The organism is Haemophilus paraphrohaemolyticus (assembly GCF_002015045.1).
GTDB lineage: Bacteria > Pseudomonadota > Gammaproteobacteria > Enterobacterales > Pasteurellaceae > Haemophilus_A > Haemophilus_A paraphrohaemolyticus.
In genome coordinates, this window is record NZ_MUXX01000002.1 from 162,879 (window position 1) to 181,116 (window position 18,238).

At 40.9% G+C, this 18,238-nt stretch carries 20 protein-coding genes; 15 read left to right on the forward strand and 5 right to left on the reverse strand.

Annotated features, from left to right (window positions below):
* The first annotated feature begins 32 nt into the window (after window positions 1-32).
* Window positions 33-590, forward strand: a complete 558-nt coding sequence (locus B0184_RS01125) for a TorD/DmsD family molecular chaperone (RefSeq protein ID WP_005708451.1) — start codon at window positions 33-35, stop codon at window positions 588-590.
* Window positions 591-621: 31 nt separating this feature from the next.
* Window positions 622-1,008: a hypothetical protein gene (locus tag B0184_RS01130; protein WP_005708594.1), complete on the forward strand. Its 387-nt coding sequence runs from the start codon at window positions 622-624 to the stop codon at window positions 1,006-1,008.
* Window positions 1,009-1,118: 110 nt separating this feature from the next.
* On the opposite strand, the gene pckA is transcribed toward B0184_RS01130, so the two are convergent.
* Window positions 1,119-2,729 (reverse strand): phosphoenolpyruvate carboxykinase (ATP), encoded by a 1,611-nt coding sequence (gene pckA, locus B0184_RS01135; RefSeq protein WP_005708495.1) that lies wholly within the window; start codon window positions 2,727-2,729, stop codon window positions 1,119-1,121.
* 232 nt (window positions 2,730-2,961) lie between these two features.
* Between pckA and ftsB the strand changes: the two genes are divergently transcribed.
* From ftsB to ispF, 3 genes are read left to right on the forward strand one after another with little or no spacing between them, the layout of a single operon-like run.
* Window positions 2,962-3,243 carry a cell division protein FtsB gene (gene ftsB, locus B0184_RS01140; protein ID WP_005708620.1) on the forward strand — a complete coding sequence of 94 codons (282 nt, stop codon included), beginning with the start codon at window positions 2,962-2,964 and terminating at the stop codon, window positions 3,241-3,243.
* A gap of 1 nt (window position 3,244) precedes the next feature.
* Entirely contained in the window at window positions 3,245-3,922 is a 678-nt protein-coding gene (gene ispD, locus B0184_RS01145) for a 2-C-methyl-D-erythritol 4-phosphate cytidylyltransferase (protein WP_005708544.1), read from the forward strand.
* Window positions 3,923-3,945: 23 nt separating this feature from the next.
* Window positions 3,946-4,422 carry a 2-C-methyl-D-erythritol 2,4-cyclodiphosphate synthase gene (gene ispF / locus B0184_RS01150; RefSeq protein WP_005708596.1) on the forward strand — a complete coding sequence of 159 codons (477 nt, stop codon included), beginning with the start codon at window positions 3,946-3,948 and terminating at the stop codon, window positions 4,420-4,422.
* 87 nt (window positions 4,423-4,509) lie between these two features.
* On the opposite strand, the gene mutT is transcribed toward ispF, so the two are convergent.
* From mutT to B0184_RS01170, 4 genes are all read right to left on the reverse strand, one after another.
* Window positions 4,510-4,917 carry an 8-oxo-dGTP diphosphatase MutT gene (mutT, locus tag B0184_RS01155; protein ID WP_005708480.1) on the reverse strand — a complete coding sequence of 136 codons (408 nt, stop codon included), beginning with the start codon at window positions 4,915-4,917 and terminating at the stop codon, window positions 4,510-4,512.
* Window positions 4,918-5,013: 96 nt separating this feature from the next.
* The gene (gene secA / locus B0184_RS01160) at window positions 5,014-7,707 is read right to left on the reverse strand and encodes a preprotein translocase subunit SecA (protein WP_005708511.1); all 2,694 of its coding nucleotides are present in this window, start codon (window positions 7,705-7,707) and stop codon (window positions 5,014-5,016) included.
* A 38-nt stretch (window positions 7,708-7,745) separates the two neighbouring features.
* Complete coding sequence (gene secM / locus B0184_RS01165; RefSeq protein WP_005708569.1) at window positions 7,746-8,060, reverse strand: secA translation cis-regulator SecM; 315 nt, start codon at window positions 8,058-8,060, stop codon at window positions 7,746-7,748.
* A gap of 99 nt (window positions 8,061-8,159) precedes the next feature.
* Window positions 8,160-8,546, reverse strand: a complete 387-nt coding sequence (locus B0184_RS01170; protein ID WP_005706907.1) for a Cu(I)-responsive transcriptional regulator — start codon at window positions 8,544-8,546, stop codon at window positions 8,160-8,162.
* A gap of 86 nt (window positions 8,547-8,632) precedes the next feature.
* Between B0184_RS01170 and B0184_RS01175 the strand changes: the two genes are divergently transcribed.
* The 10 genes from B0184_RS01175 (at window position 8,633) to B0184_RS01220 (ending at window position 18,095) form a co-directional block, all read left to right on the forward strand.
* Window positions 8,633-8,830, forward strand: coding sequence for a heavy-metal-associated domain-containing protein (locus B0184_RS01175; RefSeq protein ID WP_005708584.1), 198 nt, complete (start codon window positions 8,633-8,635; stop codon window positions 8,828-8,830).
* Window positions 8,831-8,844: 14 nt separating this feature from the next.
* Window positions 8,845-11,013 (forward strand): copper-translocating P-type ATPase, encoded by a 2,169-nt coding sequence (locus tag B0184_RS01180; protein ID WP_005708465.1) that lies wholly within the window; start codon window positions 8,845-8,847, stop codon window positions 11,011-11,013.
* A gap of 82 nt (window positions 11,014-11,095) precedes the next feature.
* Window positions 11,096-11,704: a 16S rRNA (guanine(966)-N(2))-methyltransferase RsmD gene (rsmD, locus tag B0184_RS01185; protein WP_005708605.1), complete on the forward strand. Its 609-nt coding sequence runs from the start codon at window positions 11,096-11,098 to the stop codon at window positions 11,702-11,704.
* 12 nt (window positions 11,705-11,716) lie between these two features.
* Window positions 11,717-12,028, forward strand: coding sequence for an HI1450 family dsDNA-mimic protein (locus B0184_RS01190; RefSeq protein ID WP_005708428.1), 312 nt, complete (start codon window positions 11,717-11,719; stop codon window positions 12,026-12,028).
* Between the two features lie 119 nt (window positions 12,029-12,147).
* A complete protein-coding gene (gene tehB, locus B0184_RS01195) occupies window positions 12,148-13,020 on the forward strand; it encodes an SAM-dependent methyltransferase TehB (RefSeq protein ID WP_005708591.1) in 873 nt (290 codons plus the stop codon).
* 36 nt (window positions 13,021-13,056) lie between these two features.
* Window positions 13,057-13,365 carry a DciA family protein gene (locus B0184_RS01200; RefSeq protein ID WP_039851299.1) on the forward strand — a complete coding sequence of 103 codons (309 nt, stop codon included), beginning with the start codon at window positions 13,057-13,059 and terminating at the stop codon, window positions 13,363-13,365.
* 17 nt (window positions 13,366-13,382) lie between these two features.
* Entirely contained in the window at window positions 13,383-13,754 is a 372-nt protein-coding gene (locus tag B0184_RS01205) for a copper resistance protein NlpE (RefSeq protein WP_005708435.1), read from the forward strand.
* 217 nt (window positions 13,755-13,971) lie between these two features.
* A complete protein-coding gene (gene fruB, locus B0184_RS01210) occupies window positions 13,972-15,471 on the forward strand; it encodes a fused PTS fructose transporter subunit IIA/HPr protein (RefSeq protein WP_005708527.1) in 1,500 nt (499 codons plus the stop codon).
* A gap of 11 nt (window positions 15,472-15,482) precedes the next feature.
* Window positions 15,483-16,424 (forward strand): 1-phosphofructokinase, encoded by a 942-nt coding sequence (gene fruK, locus B0184_RS01215; RefSeq protein ID WP_005708486.1) that lies wholly within the window; start codon window positions 15,483-15,485, stop codon window positions 16,422-16,424.
* Window positions 16,425-16,436: 12 nt separating this feature from the next.
* Entirely contained in the window at window positions 16,437-18,095 is a 1,659-nt protein-coding gene (locus tag B0184_RS01220) for a fructose-specific PTS transporter subunit EIIC (RefSeq protein ID WP_005708558.1), read from the forward strand.
* Window positions 18,096-18,238: the final 143 nt, after the last annotated feature.

Genomic DNA, 18,238 nt, shown 5'->3' on the forward strand with positions numbered 1-18,238 from the left:
GTGTCATTCACTCAATATTTTCGGTTTATTTTATGAGCAACACTCACATTAATGATTTTTCACTTTTATGCCGTCTATTCGGTAACCTGTTTTATCGCGAACCAAACGATCCCATTTTAGCGGACACCTTCGCGTGGCTTACTCAAGGCGGATTGCGCCAGCAATGGGCGTTAAACACCGATAGCCAAAGCGAACTTTCGCTCACTCTATTAGAAAAACAGGCTAACCCTACAGAATTAACCTCAAGCTATCAAGCACTTTTTGCAGAAAATGGCGCAATTCCGACCGCTATTTCAGCTTATAAATTTTCTGTGGAAGATTTTATTACCTTTAGAAATGAACGTGGAATGCCTGCATTAGAGCAAGCCGATCACGTTGCATTGTTATTGCTTACTGCATCTTGGATTGAAGATCATCTGGATTCTACCCAAGCTCAGCAAATATTGTTTGAAAAATATCTTCTGCCTTGTATGAATAAATTTTTAGGTTTGGTGGAAACAAAAGATAACGGATTTTACAAAGCGCTAGCCCAACTTACCCGCGAAGCATTGAGTGCAATGGCAGATGAATTGGACGATGAAGAAATTTAAAATAGATTTAATTTACCTTTAAGGAGGTGCTATGAAATACTCACATCTCACCACCATTTTAGTGAGCCTTGCATTGACAGGCTGTGCCTTAACACCAGCACAAAAAGCACAAAGAGAGGCAGAGAAAATTAAAGCTCAACAGCTGCTTTCAATTGAATTAGCCAAACAGTGTGATGCCGAAACCGCTTCACTGATGGAGCAAAAACTTAATCCGCCAGTTAGCCAAACAGCTGAAGAAAAGGAAAAATTGGATAAAGCCTATGCGGAAAAAATCCAAAATCCGATTTTCCAAGCTTGTCACAAAATGGCGTGGGATAGCTATAAAGCACAAGCTGAAGTAGAAGAGATGCAACAATATTACCGCTTTGAACACCCATATTGGGGATCGCCGTGGCATTATTGTTACATTTGTTGGTAAATTTTCTACTAATAGATAGTTGCTAGTTTGTTAAAAACTACGCCAACCTATATGTAAATGAAAAAAGCTAGGCTTTTACGCCTAGCTTTCATTATATATTTCACCAAAGATTATAATTTCGGACCAGCCGCAACTAGTGATTTACCTTCGTCATTGGTTGTGTATTTTACAAAGTTTTTCACAAAACGACCCGCTAGATCTTCTGCTTTTGCTTGCCATTGTGCCTTATCTTCGTAAGTGTTACGAGGGTCTAAAATATGGGTGTCTACACCTGGTAAAGTTTTTGGAATTGCCAAGTTAAAGATTGGTAATTCGCCCATTTCTGCTTTTTCGATTGAACCATCTAAAATCGCATCAATGATACCACGAGTATCTTTAATTGAAATACGTTTACCTGTACCGTTCCAACCTGTGTTCACTAAGTAAGCTTCTGCACCAGATTCTTCCATACGTTTCACTAACACTTCTGCATATTTAGTTGGGTGAAGCGTTAAAAATGCTGCACCAAAGCATGCAGAGAAGGTTGGTGTTGGTTCAGTAATACCACGTTCTGTACCTGCTAATTTTGCCGTGAAACCAGATAAGAAGTAGTATTTGGTTTGTTCTGGTGTGAGTTTAGACACTGGCGGTAATACACCGAACGCATCTGCAGTTAAGAAAATCACTTTTTTCGCGTGACCTGCTTTTGATACAGGTTCCACAATATTATCAATGTGATAAATTGGGTAAGACACACGGGTGTTTTCTGTTTTTGATTTATCGGCAAAGTCGATAGAACCATCTTCACGTACAACCACATTTTCTAATAACGCATCGCGGCGGATTGCACGGTAAATGTCTGGTTCATTTTCTTCGCTTAGGTTGATGGTTTTCGCATAGCAACCTCCTTCGAAGTTGAATACACCTTCATCGTCCCAACCGTGTTCATCGTCACCAATAAGTTTACGTTTTGGATCAGTTGAAAGCGTGGTTTTACCTGTACCAGATAAACCAAAGAATACCGCTACATCACCATCATTACCTACGTTTGCAGAGCAGTGCATTGCAGCAATATTTTTTAATGGTAAGAGAAAGTTCATCATTGAGAACATCCCTTTTTTCATTTCGCCACCATACCAAGTACCACCAATAAGTTGTATCGCTTCGGTTAGGTTAAACGCCACAAAGTTTTCAGAATTTAAGCCTTGTTCTTTCCAGTTTGGATTGGTTACTTTTGAACCATTCATTACGACGAAATCTGGCTTAAAGTCTTTGAACTGTTCTTCTGTTGGGCGAATGAACATATTTTTTACAAAGTGAGCTTGCCACGCCACTTCCGTAATAATACGAACAGCGATGTGATGGCGAGGGCTTGCGCCACAGAAGCCATCAATCACGAATAAGCGTTTATTTGAAAGTTCGTGAGTGACTAATTCTTTCAAACTTTGCCACGTGGTTTGGCTCATTGGTTTGTTATCATTTTTTACTTCATCGGTTGTCCACCAAATATGATCTTTGGTAGTTTCATCGTAGACGATATATTTATCTTTTGGTGAACGACCTGTAAAAATCCCTGTATCTACTGCAACGGCACCTAAATTCGTCAAGCAACCTTTCTCACAACCTTCTAAATTTGGGTTCATCTCTTCCTCAAAGAGTTGTTCGTAACTTGGGTTACGCACAATTTCTTTGGCGTTAGTAATGCCAAGTTCTGCAAGTTCTTGTTCGATACGATTTAACATAAATCACCTCACTCCAATGTGTGTATTTAAGAATTGGGGCAATTCTACCCCGTTATGATTAAAAAAAATGCCAACTACTTCACATTTTTAAAAAAAGTGAAAAAAAATTGAAAAAGATTTGAAGTTTTTGCTCCGTTTACATGAATGACTTTTCTTGCAATAACAAACTTTTCCATTTTTTGTAAAAAGACGGTAAAATTCTACCGCTTTTTAAATAAGGAACAAGAAAAAGATGCGTGTATTAGTTGGGTTTTTAGCATTTCTTCTGATTTTCTTTCAATATAATTTCTGGTTTGGCGAAAATGGGTGGAATGATTATCGAGCAGCTTCAGCAAACTTGGAAGAAGTCAAAAAAGAGAATGAGCGTTTGGCAATGCGTAATGGTTTAATTGAAGCGGAAATTTACGATTTAAAACACGGTGTGAACGCCTTAGAAGAGCGTGCCCGTACAGAACACGAAATGGTGAAATCAGATGAAGTGTTCTACCGCATTATTCCTAAAAATGGGAAATAAAATGAGCAGACAAATTTTTGCGATTATTCCAGCATCGGGTGTGGGCAGCCGAATGCAATCCAATATGCCAAAGCAATATCTTCAACTGCTTGGTAAAACGATTTTAGAGCATACGCTTTCGATTTTCTTAGCTCATCCGTACATTGAAAAAGTGATAGTTGCGGTTTCAAAAGAAGATCAATACTATCCTGAAATAGCCTTATTACAAGATTCGAAAGTTAATGTGGTTTTTGGGGGTGAAACCCGTGCAGATTCAGTATTCAATGCATTGCAAAAAGTACCAGAAAATGCTTGGGTGTTAGTGCACGATGCTGCTCGCCCCTGCTTAAAGCGGTCTGATTTAGACAAACTTTTGCAAATTGAAGATGAGCAGGGCGGTATTCTTGCTACACCTGCGATTGATACAATGAAACGTACCCAAGATGCCAAAATGATTTCGCATACTGAAGATCGTTCAACCTTATGGCACGCATTAACTCCGCAATTCTTTCCTGCTCAGAGATTGAAAAAAGCATTATCCGAGGCATTTGCTGCAAATGCGGTAGTGACTGATGAAGCTTCTGCTATGGAGTTTCTCGGTTTCCATCCGCAATTGGTTGCAGGCAGAGCTGATAATATCAAAATTACCCGCCCCGAAGATTTAGCATTGGCGGAATTTTATTTAACAAGAAACGATTAAGATAGATTAAAGAGGATTAAAAAATGATTCGAATTGGACACGGTTTTGATGTACACGCTTTTGGGCAAGCTCGCCCATTGATGATTTGTGGCGTGGAAGTGCCTTATCACACGGGGTTTATTGCCCATAGTGATGGCGATGTAGCGTTACACGCCTTAACAGATGCATTATTAGGCGCAGTAGCGTTAGGTGATATTGGTAAACTTTTCCCTGATACTGATATGCAATACAAAAATGCCGACAGCCGTAAATTGTTGATTGAAGCCTATCGCCGTGTACGTGAGCAAGGTTATAAAGTAGGCAACGTAGATGTCACTATTATTGCGCAAGCGCCGAAAATGCGACCTTATATCGACCAAATGCGTCAAACCATTGCCGATGATTTGCAATGCGATGTGATGCAAGTGAATGTAAAAGCGACGACAACTGAAAAATTAGGCTTTACAGGGCGTGGCGAAGGCATTGCGTGTGAAACAGTAGCATTGTTAACCAAAATTTAATAAGCAAAAATAGTAGTATTATATAGCACTTTTACAAAGCTGAAATTAGGGCATAGTATACAAAAAGGTTGTCTACTATGCCTCAAATTACCTATGAATTGGTTCTGCCTTCAATTTCCCAATCAACTTCTCATTAGCAGGCGGGAATTGCCCTTCATCTAGTTCAGATTGAGCAATCCAGAAGCCTTCTTGCCCTTCGCGCCCGAAAGGTTCACCAATCCACTCTTCGATTAAGAAAAAGTAAAATTCGATAATTTTTGTTGGGTATTCAAATTGGAAATGCTCGTAAGGAAATGCACTTAATACTTGAATGCCAGCCTCTTCTTCCAATTCGCGTTTTACTGCTTCCTCTGGAGTTTCGTTCGGTTCAATTTTTCCGCCAGGAAATTCGAGGGATTGAGCAAAATCTTGCCCTTCAAGGCGTTGAGCTAAATAAATTTGTCCAAATTCATTGCGGATAATGCCTGCGGCAACTCGAACAATGGGTTTTGACATAGTGGTTTTTCTTCCTTTTTTAATGGATAAAACTTATATAGAAGAGCGGTCTGATTTTGCAAATCTTTTACAAAATTAGACCGCTTGTGTCATTACTTACGCATATTTCGCTTTGCTGCCGTGGCAATGTTTGTATTTTTTACCTGAACCGCAAGGGCAAGGATCGTTGCGACTAATGTGTAAGTTCGCTAATTGCTCTTCAGTCAGGTTATCCATATCCACTGCCTGTTCAGCCTCTACGGCTTCTTGTTCTTGTTGAGCAGCTTGTTGCTCTGTCGCAACTTCTTCTTGACTACGCACTTGAATACGGCTTAATACGCTAATGACATTGGTTTTAAGCAGATCCAACATTTCAGTGAACATGGCAAACGACTCTTTCTTGTACTCGTTTTTCGGATCTTTCTGACCGTAGCTGCGTAAGTGAATTCCTTTGCGGAGATAATCCATTGCAGAAAGGTGTTCTTTCCAAAGTTCATCAAGAGTTTGTAATACGATACCTTTTTCAAAGTTACGCATCACTTCTTCTCCTACAATCGCTTCTTTCGCTTTGTATTCTTCTTTCGCAATATTCAGAATACGTTCACGTAAGGTTTCCTCGTGCAGATCTGGCTCATCTTCTAACCAATGTTGAATTGGCAGTTTCATTCCGAACTGACGATCTAAACGCACTTCTAAGCCTTCAATATCCCACATCTCTTCGATAGATTGAGGTGGGACATACTGGCTAATGATTTGGTTGAACACATCATCACGGATGGTTTCAATCATTGGTGAAACATTATCCGTTTCAAGTAAGTAATTACGTTGTTCGTAGATCACTTTACGTTGCTCATTTGCCACGTCATCGTATTGAAGCAAGTTTTTACGACCATCAAAGTTATGTGCTTCTACTTTCGCTTGTGCTGAGGCAATCACTTTAGTCAGCAGTTTTGACTCCATCGCTTCACCTTCTTCCGTGAAGGCCTTACGCATCATATTGAGCTTGCCTTCATTGAGGTAAATACGCATTAAAGGATCGTCCAATGATAAGTAAAAACGTGATGAACCTGGGTCGCCTTGACGGCCTGAACGACCGCGTAACTGGTTATCGATACGACGTGATTCGTGGCGTTCTGTACCGATAATGTGTAAACCACCTGCCGCCATTACGGTTTCATAGCGTTCTTTCCACGCGGCTTTGATTGCTTCGATTTGCTCTTCAGTTGGGTTTTCCAGTTTTGCGACTTCCGCTTTCCAGTTACCACCTAAAACGATATCCGTACCACGACCCGCCATATTAGTTGCGATAGTTACCGCACCTGGTAAGCCTGCATCGGCGATAATTTCTGCTTCTTGTGCGTGGAATTTCGCATTTAATACGTTGTGTTTAATACCTGCTTTGTCTAATTCGTGAGAAAGCAATTCTGATTTTTCAACCGATGCTGTGCCTACTAAAACAGGTTGGTTACGAGTAATACAATCTTTAATATCCTTAATGACTGCTGCGAATTTTTCAGGCTCGCTCTTGAACATTAAGTCTGTATGGTCTTTACGTAAGATTGGTTTATTGGTTGGAATCACCACCGTATTTAAGCCATAAATTTGTTGGAATTCAAAAGCTTCAGTATCTGCTGTACCGGTCATCCCTGCTAATTTTTCATATAAACGGAAGTAGTTTTGGTAAGTGATGGACGCAACAGTTTGGTTTTCGCCTTGAATGTTTACGTGCTCTTTGGCTTCAATTGCTTGGTGTAAGCCATCAGACCAACGACGGCCCGCCATTGTACGGCCTGTATGCTCATCGATAATCACGATTTCACCATTTTCAACGATATAATCCACATCTTTTTCGAACAATTTATGTGCACGTAGTGCTGCATAAGTGTGATGTAAAAGTGAAATACGAGCTGGCTGATAAAGGCTCTCGCCTTCTTGCATCAAACCCATTTGGGTTAAGATGTTTTCCACTTTCACCATACCGCGTTCGGTTAAGTGTGCTTGTTTGTTTTTTAAGTCAAGCGTGTAGTCGCCTTCACCCGTATATTCATCGCTATCTTCTTTTTCTTGGAAAGTTAGATGCGGAATGACTTGGTCAATCGCTTGATAAATTTGAGTCGCATCTTCCGCTGGCCCTGAAATAATTAATGGCGTACGTGCTTCATCGATTAAGATTGAGTCCACCTCATCCACCAACGCATAGTGCAATTCACGTTGGAAACGCTCATTTTTATCGTGAGCCAAGTTATCACGCAAATAGTCAAAACCAAGTTCGCTGTTGGTCGAATAGGTAATATCCGCTTTATAGGCTTCGCGTTTATCCGCCGGCAACATTCCTGGAACGTTTACCGCTACGCTCATGCCTAAAAATTCAAATAACGGACGGTTCATTTCCGCATCGCGGCGTGCTAAGTAATCATTCACGGTCACGACATGTACGCCTTTTCCTGTTAATGCATTTAAATAGCAAGGTAACGTTGCGGTTAAGGTTTTGCCTTCACCCGTACGCATCTCTGCGATATTACGGTCAGTCAGCACCATACCGCCAATCAATTGCACATCGAAATGACGCATACCCATCACACGTTTACTTGCTTCACGTACAGTTGCAAAGGCTTCTGGCAAAATGGCTTGTAAGGTTTCGCCCGCACTCAAACGTTCTTTAAATTCAGCGGTTTTTGCTTGTAATTGCTCGTCTGAAAGTTGCTCGAAAGTGGGTTCTAATTTGTTAATTTTTGCTACGGTTTTGCGTAAGCGTTTTAAAGTGCGTTCATTGCTTGAGCCGAAAATCGCGGTTAATACTTTTGAAATCATTGTTTATCCTTATTTTGTTTAGATTGATACATAAAATTTTAAGCGATAAACAATGCGGGTCCCGCTCGAATAGGATGGTTTAAATCGCCATCAAAATGAAAGGCTTTTGCAAAAAATGGGGTAATTTCGACCGCTTGTACTTCGCTTGCAACATTTTCTGGCTTGGATTCAGCTAGAAATAAGTGCTGTTCTTGCTCAGCTTCTGCTGTAATAGCTTGAACAAGCGGTTGATTTAAAATGGTCTGTTCACTTTCAGGGATTGGCTGAATTTCAGGCAACGAAAAAATCGCAAGAATTCCTAAAAGGAACTGCGATAATAATGGTTTGCGGTGAAAGTGATTAAATAAACTCATTAAAAATACCTAAAAAATCAAGTGGTATTATATGTTAATTTGCCCAGAAAGGCTAAGTTAATGCGGTCAAGTTATGTAAATTCAAGTTAATTTTAGCGGTTATTTGTGCAATCCGCTCAAAATGGCACATTCTGGATTGTCATTTCCGCAGCAAGTTTTATTCCAACCTTTCAATAACGTCAGCATCTGCTGTAAATCTTGGATTTTCTGTTCCAACGCTAAAATATGTTGCTCGGTAAGCTGTTTTACTTCGCGACTGGTACGATGCGGGTCATCATTTAATGCTAATAAATGTGTGATTTGAGCCAAAGAGAACCCTACTTTGCGTGCATTACAAATAAAATGCAATCGTTCCAAATCGGCTTCGGTATAAATACGATAGCCTGATTCACTTCGACAAGCTCTCGGTAATAAGCCCGCTTTTTCATAATCACGAATTTGTTTGGCGGAAAGCCCCGTTTTTTTCGATGCTTGACTAATATTCATTTTTCTTCTTGACTCTAACCTATGGTTAAGGTTTAGCATATACCCAATCTTTTGATTTGTCATTTACTATTTAACAGGAGTTTATTATGACTATTATCTTAAAATTAGACGGGTTACATTGTGGCAACTGCGTGAAAAGCGTAGAAAAAGCCTTGCGTGAAGTAGCAGGCGTAGAAAGTGTAAGCGTTTCTTTAGAACCCCAACAAGCAGTCGTTGAAGGCAATCCTGATCCAAAAGCATTGATTGATGCAGTAGATGAAATGGGTTTTGAAGCGACTTTGTAATAAGGAGAGGGACCATGTCTAACTCAGAAACTCAACTTTTAATTAGCGGCATGCATTGTGCCGCTTGTGTTCGCCGTGTTGAAAAAGCACTTGGCAAAGTTGAAGGAGTCAATTTTGCCTCAGTCAATCTTGCCGATCAAACTGCCTTCGTAGAGGGCAATGCTAATCCTCAAGTGATGATTCAAGCGGTCGAAAAAATAGGCTTTGGTGCAGAAATGTTGGAAAGCGAAGAGGAACGTCGCACCAAACAGCAAGCCCAAACCAAAGCAATTTTAAACCATAAAAAATGGCAATTTACTTTGGCGTTAATTGTTGGTTTTAGCTTAATGGTTGTGGGAATGTTTATCGGTATGATGGTCACTGAACGCAATCATCTTACTTGGTTTGCACTTGCCTTTGTTAGCCTTGCGACAATGTATTTTTCAGGCAAAGATTTCTTTATTGGTGCCTGGAAAAGCCTACAAAATCAAGCAGCAAATATGGACACGCTTGTTGCTGTCAGCACAGGTGTGGCGTGGCTTTATTCGTTCGGTTTGTTGCTTTTCCCACAGGAGTTCGCTCACGTCTATTTTGAAGCGAGCGTGATGATTTTAGGTTTTATCAACCTAGGCAAATTCTTAGAACTGAAAGCCAAACAACGCTCGTCGCTTGCCCTTGAAAAATTGCTTGATTTAGCCCCAAAACAAGCGGTTATTTTTGAAGAGGGGATTGCAAAAACTATTCCCGTGAAAGGCATTAAACCTGAAATGTTGGTGCAAGCCTTGACGGGCGACCGACTTGCGGTTGATGGCGTATTAACCGAAGGCGTGATTTGGGTCGATGAATCCATGCTTACGGGCGAAGCCTTGCCTGTTGAGAAAAAAGTAGGCGATAAAGTCCACGCTGGTACGCTCATTCAAGACGGTTCTGGTATTTACAAAGCCGAGCAAGTAGGCTCACAAACGGCATTGGCACGGGTCATCAACGCTGTTCGCCACGCACAAAGTAGTAAACCACCACTAGCACACTTGGTAGATAAAATCGCCTCTATTTTTGTGCCTATAGTCGTGACAATTGCGTTAATCGCTGCCTTGATTTGGTTAGCTCTTGGCAAAGACTTTGCCTTTGCGTTATCTGTCTTTACTACGGTACTTATTATTGCTTGCCCTTGTGCTCTTGGTTTGGCGATTCCGCTGTCTACCATCGCAGGCGTTGCACGTGCAGCAGAAATGGGCGTATTAGTCAAAAATATTGATGCTTTGCAAGCCAGCAGTGAAATCGACACGCTCGTGTTCGATAAAACAGGAACGCTTACCACCGGTGAGATGACTGTTACCCAATTTACCGCCTTGCAAGGCAATGAGAATGAGCTTTTAGGCTTAGCCAAAAGTTTGGAACAACAAGCTTCTCACCCAATTGCCAAAGCCATTGTACGATTTGCCGAACAAGCAGAAAGCCTTGAAATTAGCAATATCAACGTGGTCAAAGGCTTAGGCATTGCAGGCGAGTGGAATGGTCAGATGGTCAAAATGGGTAATCTAGCTTTTCTAGGATTTGATGAGCGGTCAATTTCTTCACTTAATTTGCAAGTTCATAATGGCTCAACTCAAATTTATTTAAGCGTAAACAACCAACTTGCGGCAATTTTCACGCTTGCAGATGAATTGCGATCTGAAAGCAAAGCGGTCATAGCAAAATTCCAAGCGGAAGGCTACCAATGCTATATGCTCACGGGCGATAGAAAATCGACGGCTGATTATTTCGCCAAAGAGTTAGGCTTAAATGGCGTAATTGCAGATGTCTTACCAGAGCAAAAAGCCGAGAAAATTCAGCAATTGCAACAGCAAGGTAAGATCGTTGCAATGGTAGGAGATGGCATCAATGATGCCCCAGCCCTTGCTCAAGCTCACGTAGGTATTGTGATGCATTCAGGTTCAGATATTGCGATTGAAACCGCCGATCTTTCACTCTTACGAGCAGGGCTTGAACCGATTGCAGACATTCTACCGTTCTCAAAACGTGTGCTGCGTAATATGAAACAGAGTCTGACAGGAGCATTTTTCTACAATGTGATTGCCATCCCTGTTGCTGCGGGGGTGCTTTATCCCTTCACGGGCACATTGCTCAACCCAATGATCGCCGCCATTGCGATGACGATGTCATCCATTACGGTGGTGTTGAATAGCCAGCGGTTGTTGAGATAGTTCATAAAAGGTCTAGTTGAGAAACTAGACCTTTCTACATTCTCTAGGCTAAAATAAACCTCTTTTTACTTTCAATTTTATTATGCGAAAAACACCAAATTCAAAACCGCAAAAACAAACCTCAAAAGCAATGGGCGAAGTGCGTGTGATTGCTGGCTTATGGCGTGGTCGGAAATTACCCGTGCTCAATGCGGAGGGGTTACGCCCGACAACCGACCGAGTAAAGGAAACGTTATTTAACTGGTTGATGATGGATGTGGCGAATGCTCGATGCTTAGATTGCTTTGCGGGCAGTGGTTCGCTTGGGATTGAAGCCCTTTCTCGTCAAGCACAAGCGGTCGTTTTTTTAGAAAAATTTGCTAATGCTGCTCAGCAATTAAAGAAAAATTTAGCCAGTTTAAAAACGGATAAAGGTACAGTGATTAACACCGATACGCTCACTTATTTATCGCAAAAAAACAGTACTGAGCCTTTCGAGATTATTTTTATTGATCCGCCATTCCATCACAATTTTGTCCCACATGTATTGACTTTGCTCCAGCAAAATAATTGGTTGGCAGAAAATGCGTTAATTTATGTAGAAACAGAGAAAAATCATCCACCTTTACTTTTAGCCGAAAATTGGCAAATCATTAAAGAAAAATCAGCGGGAATGGTAACCAGCTGTTTAATTCAAGTAACATCCATTTAAAAAGAGAATACAATGAAAAAATTAACTCCAGATGAAGCAATTGATATTGCATACGATATTTTCCTTGAAATAGCCGGCGAGAATTTAGATCCTGCCGATATTTTATTATTTAATCTGCAATTTGAAGATCGCGGTGCGGTCGAAATGGTGGAAACAGCAGACAATTGGGATGAAGAAATCGGTACACTAATCGACCCAGATGCTTTTGTGGAAGTTTGGGTCGGTTTAGTCAATGACCAAGATGAAATGGATGATGTATTTGCGAAATTCTTGATTTCTCACGAGGAAGAAAACCGCGAATATCACGTAGTGTGGAAAGAGTAATTTCCAAATATCCCTAAAATGAGGTAAATCCGACTAAATTAGTCGGATTTTTATTGCCCAGAAAATGCGAAGTGATAGAATAATGATAGCTTTATTATTACTTAAAGAAAGGAAATCCTATGGAAAATTTAATCTGCTATAAACAAATGCCTGTTTGGAATGTCAACACACTCCCGCAAATGTTCCAAGAACAGCACAACACTAAAGTCGGCACTTGGGCAAAATTAACCATTTTGAGCGGTTCATTAAAATATTTTGAATTGACTGAAAATGGCGAAGTGTTAAGCGAAACCGTGTTTGATACCGAACATCAGCCGCCTTTTGTTGCACCTCAAGTTTGGCACAAAGTCCAAGCTCTTTCTGATGATTTAACCTGCCAGCTCGCTTTCTACTGCACGCCTGAAGATTTTTATGCGAAAAAATATAACCTAACCACCACACATTCTGAAGTGTTAAACGCAGTTAATTATGTGAAAGGCGGAAAAGCATTGGATTTAGGCTGCGGACGCGGTCGTAACTCACTCTATTTAAACTTGCTTGGTTTTGATGTTACCGCGGTCGATCACAACGAAGAGAGCATCGATTTCTTAAACCGTATTATTGAAAAAGAAGAACTCTCAAATATTTCAACAGGCGTTTATGACATCAATGACGCAACGATTGGCTCTCAAGCAGGCGAATTTGATCTGATTGTTTCAACGGTAGTAATGATGTTCCTTAATCGTGATCGCATTCCAGCTATTATTGAAAATATGCAGAAAAACACCAAAGTGGGCGGGTATAACTTAATCGTGTGCGCAATGAGCACCGAAGATTATCCTTGCCCAATGCCGTTCTCATTTACCTTCAAAGAGAGCGAATTGGCGAACTATTACCAAGATTGGGAATTAGTGAAATATAACGAAGATTTAGGGCATTTACACAAAACCGACAGCGAAGGAAACCGCATTCAGCTCCGTTTTGCAACAATGTTGGCAAAAAAACTAAAATAGCGGTAAGATTGGGATTATTTTAAATGTTCAAATTTGATGAAAAATTACGCAATAAAAAACATTACGGAAATTTTGGAGAACTCCAGTCTGATTAAGATTGTCCAACGAGCAAATCAATTGAACGAGCTTAACGAGAAAATTCAATCGCTTTTGCCCGCTCAATTCCGTAAACTTTATCGCATTGTTAATTTAGTGGAAAATCAACTAATTATTGAAGTGCCAAATGCAACTATTTCGCAGGGTTTGCAGATGCAGCAGACACAACTACTTCCAATAATCCAAAAAGTTTCCCCCCAGATTGATGAATGTGTTTTTAAAATCAATCCCGATTTCAAATTGAGCTAATTAAGGAGATTGCCACGATGAAAAAAATCGCATTAGTTTTAACCGTAGGCTTATTAGGTGCGTGTTCAATGGTTCCAAATAAAAATGTTGCAGGCACTTATCAAGGCGAACTACCTTGCACCGACTGCGACAAAATCCAAGCTGAATTGGTGCTAAACGCAGATAATACCTATCAATACAACACCGTTTATTTTAAAAATGGTAAACAATATCCCTTTATTGATAAAGGTAAATTTGCTTGGGATAAACAAAAATCTGACGTAATTCGTTTAGAACAAGACTCAGGCAATTTATTATTAAAAGTAACAGATAGTTATGCTGAGCTTTTAGATGCGGATGGTAATCCTGTTGTTAATACGCAGTTAAATTATAAATTGATGAAAAAATAATTTATTTGTTGCTTTAATTTAAACAAAAATATTAATTTTTTTAATTATGTATTTAATTGTAATTAAAGTAAAATAAATGTTACAAAAGAGCGAAAAAATCGTGAGAAATCAAGATTTTTTCGCTCTTTTTTAATTTTTGCTAGAACGGTTTAGCTAAAATGGGGTACAATCGCCATCATTTTTTAATTTTAAACTTACCTTTTATTAAGGAGCAAAAATGCTTAATTTATCGGCAAAAAATATCCGTTTAAATGGCAGTGCCACAAACAAAGAAGAAGCAATTAAATTAGTTGCTGCGGGCTTGGTTGCAAATGGCAATGTTGAGAATGGTTATGAAGCAGGTATGCTTGCACGTGAGCAACAAACCTCAACCTTTTTAGGCAATGGGATTGCCATTCCTCACGGTACGTTAGACACACGTGGTTTAGTGAAAGAAACGGGCGTGCAAATCATCCAATTCCCACAAGGCATTGAATGGGGTGAAGGCAATACAACTTATGTAGCAATCGGTATCGCGGCAAAATCGGATGAGCATTTAACCTTACTTCGTCAATTAACCACAGTATTAAGCGATGAAGAAGCGGCTGAAAAATTAGCAAAAACACAAGATGTGCAAGAATTTGCAGACATTTTAAGTGGCAAGAAAACCCTCCCTGCGATTGCAGAAGAAAACCTTTCTTTAAATCTCGACACTTCAAGCCTGATTACTTTATCGGCAGTAAATGCGGGTAAGTTACAAGAAAAAGGCTATGTTAATCAACAGTTTATCAGCGATGTAGTGGCTCAAGCTCCGCTTGCGTTAGGCAATAATGTGTTTATTGTAGATAGTGCAAAAGGCAATTTAGCCAACGGTATTGCGGTGGCGCGTAGTACGCAAGGTCAAACTTTAGTCAGTGTTGCGGCTGTTGATAGAGGCTTAGAAACAAAGCTTGCTCGTCTATTAAATGCGGAAACTCGTACTCAATTAGCGGCAGCCACAGCAGCACAAATCGTGGCGTTATTCAACGGCGAAGCGGTATCTATTTCTGCAAATCCTGCAGTAAATTCGACCGCTTCTTCAGATAGCCAAGTGATTGGTACATTTACCGTACGTAACGAAAACGGTATTCACGCTCGCCCATCTGCAGTGTTAGTACAAACGTTAAAACCATTTGCGGCGAAAATCACGGTGGAAAACTTAGACCGTGGCACAGCGCCTGCGAATGCGAAAAGCACAATGAAAGTAGTAGCATTAGGGGCTTCGAAAGGTGCTCGCTTACGCTTTGTGGCGGAAGGCGAAGATGCTCAACAAGCGATCGAAACGCTTGCGAAAGCGTTTGAAACAGGCTTAGGCGAAAGCGTGTCATTCGTGCCAGAAGTAGCTGATACCATTGAGAGGGACGTTGCTCAAACCGCTCCTGTAGCTCCTCAAACTGAGCAAGTTCCAGCAGTAGAAGATGGGACTTTAGAAGCTTCATTTGTGATTCAAAACGAACACGGCTTACACGCTCGTCCAAGTGCGGTGTTAGTCAATGAAGTGAAAAAATATTCTTCAAAAATTGAAGTGCAAAACGTTGATAAAAACTCACCGCTTGTGAGTGCAAAAAGCTTAATGAAGCTCGTGGCACTTGGTGTCACTAAAGGCACAACTTTACGTTTTGTGGCAACGGGTGAAGATGCTCAAGTCGCACTTGATGGCATTGGTGCTGCAATTGCGGCTGGTTTAGGCGAGAAATAAGGCGGTAAAAAATGCGTATTGCAACGGTAACATTAAATCCTGCCTTTGACTTAGTTGGTCGCTTGAAGCGTATTGAAATTGGCGAAGTAAACACGGTGGAAACCCTTGGTTTATACCCAGCGGGTAAAGGCATCAATGTAGCGAAAGTGTTAGCTGATTTAGGCTCAAAACTTTCTGTAACAGGCTTTTTAGGCGAAGAGAACCAAAGTGATTTTGTGCAAGCCTTTGCTCAAAATGGCGTAGAAGACAAATTCTACCGCATTGCAGGTAAAACACGTATTAACGTAAAAATCACTGAAACCGAAGCGGATGTAACGGATCTTAACTTCTTAGGTTTTGAAATTAGCGAACAAGATTGGGAAGCCTTTATTCGCCAAAGCCAAACTTGGGAAAGCCAATATGATTTAGTGGCTGTGTGTGGTTCACTTCCGCGTGGCGTAACGCCTGAGCAGTTTGCAGATTGGTTAGAAAGCCTCCATCAACAAGGCTTAAAAGTGGTGTTAGATAGCTCAAATGCAGCATTAACCGCAGGCTTAACCGCTCATCCTTGGTTAGTGAAACCAAACCGCCGTGAATTAGAAGTTTGGGCGGGTCGTTCATTACATACAGTTGAAGAAGTGATCGAAGCCGCTGAACAATTACGTTCTCATGGCATTGAAAACGTGATCATCTCAATGGGCGAAAAAGGTTCTGTATGGCTTAACAGCGAAGGCGTATTACAAGCTCAGCCACCACGTTGTGAAAATGTGGTGAGTACCGTTGGTGCAGGCGACTCAATGGTGGCAGGCTTAATTTACGGTTTCAGCCAAGGTTGGAGTAAAGAGAAAACCTTAAGTTTTGCAAGTGCGACATCTGCCCTTGCGGTTTCACAAAGCAACGTGGGCATTAGCGATAAACAGGTGTTAGAGCAAATTTTAGCTCAAGTGAAATTAACCAATTTATCAACTTTTTAATAGGAATAGCGTATGAATTTCTCATTTATTTTTCCTGCACCACTGGGCAAAGCACGTGCTTTTCTGGTGAATGAAGTACTGAGTGCGGCAGCAAAACAGCAAGGGCATTCTGTGGTTGCTGCAGATCAAGCTGATTTCATCGTGTTATTTGACGATCAAATTCCAGCGACAGCAGCAGGCAAACAAGGGGCACTGCTTGAATTAGACAAAGCCTTTGCAAATCCAGAAGCAGCCATCAAACAAGCGATAGAAAATGCAAAAATATTTGCAAATGCGACCGCTTCATCATCGCTTTCATCAAGTGGTGTGAAAAACATCGTAGCGGTAACAGCTTGCCCAACGGGTGTGGCTCACACCTTTATGTCAGCTGAAGCGATTGAAAATTATGCTAAAGCTCAAGGTTGGAACGTACGTGTAGAAACACGTGGTCAAGTAGGTGCAGGTAATCCTATTACCCCTGAAGAAGTGGCAGCCGCAGATCTCGTCTTTGTGGCGGCAGATATTGATGTGCCATTAGATAAATTCAAAGGTAAATTGATGTATCGTACTTCAACAGGCTTAGCCTTGAAGAAAACCGCTCAAGAGTTTGAAAAAGCGTTCAAAGAAGCGAAAGTGTTTGAAGGGGCGGTAACGAGTGTGGCAGCAGAAACCAAAACCGAAGAGAAAAAAGGTGTGTATAAACACTTGATGACGGGCGTGTCGCATATGCTTCCGCTTGTGGTTGCTGGTGGTTTATTGATCGCCGTTTCCTTTATGTTTGGTATTGAAGCGTTCAAAGATGAAACCGTTGCAGGCGGCTTACCAAAAGCGTTAATGGATATCGGTGGTGGTGCAGCCTTCCACTTAATGATCGCGGTATTCGCAGGTTATGTAGCATTCTCTATTGCAGACCGTCCAGGTTTAGCGGTAGGTCTTATCGGTGGAATGTTAGCAACCACTGCGGGTGCAGGTATCTTAGGCGGTATCGTAGCAGGTTTCCTTGCTGGTTACATGGTACAATTCTTGAATAACATTATCAAATTACCACCAAGTTTTACCTCGCTTAAACCGATCTTAATTCTGCCATTATTCGGTGTAGCGATTGTCGGCTTATTGATGATTTACCTCATCAACCCTCCTGTTAAAGCGTTAATGGACACGTTAGTAGACTGGTTAAACACAATGGGTCAAACCAATGCGGTGATTTTAGGTCTTATCCTTGGTACGATGATGTGTGTGGATATGGGCGGCCCTGTCAATAAAGCGGCTTATACCTTCGGTGTGGGATTAATAGCGTCACAACAATATGTGCCAATGGCAGCGGTAATGGCGGCAGGTATGGTGCCACCTATTGGTATGGCAATCGCAACATTGCTTGCACGTAGCAAATTTAATGCAAACCAACGCGATGCAGGTAAAGCGTCATTTGTATTAGGTCTATGCTTTATTTCTGAAGGGGCATTACCATTCGTGGCCGCAGATCCTGTACGTGTGATTATCTCATCTGTATTAGGTGGTGCAACGGCTGGAGCAATCTCAATGGGCTTAGGTATTACCCTTCAAGCACCGCACGGTGGTTTATTCGTAATTCCATTTGTATCACAACCATTGATGTACTTAGGTGCAATCGCATTAGGTTCTGTGGTGACAGGTGTAATTTATTCTGTCATTAAGCAAAAAGCGGCAGAATAATTCTGAACTTTTGCAAATAGCCTCTTAGCACGTGTTAAGAGGCTATTTTACTTTCCATCTTTACTTATCTTTTTTCGGCTTTGACTTTTAAAAACTTCGCTTTTGTGCTATTTTCTACACCGATTTTTTACCTTTTTTCGGAA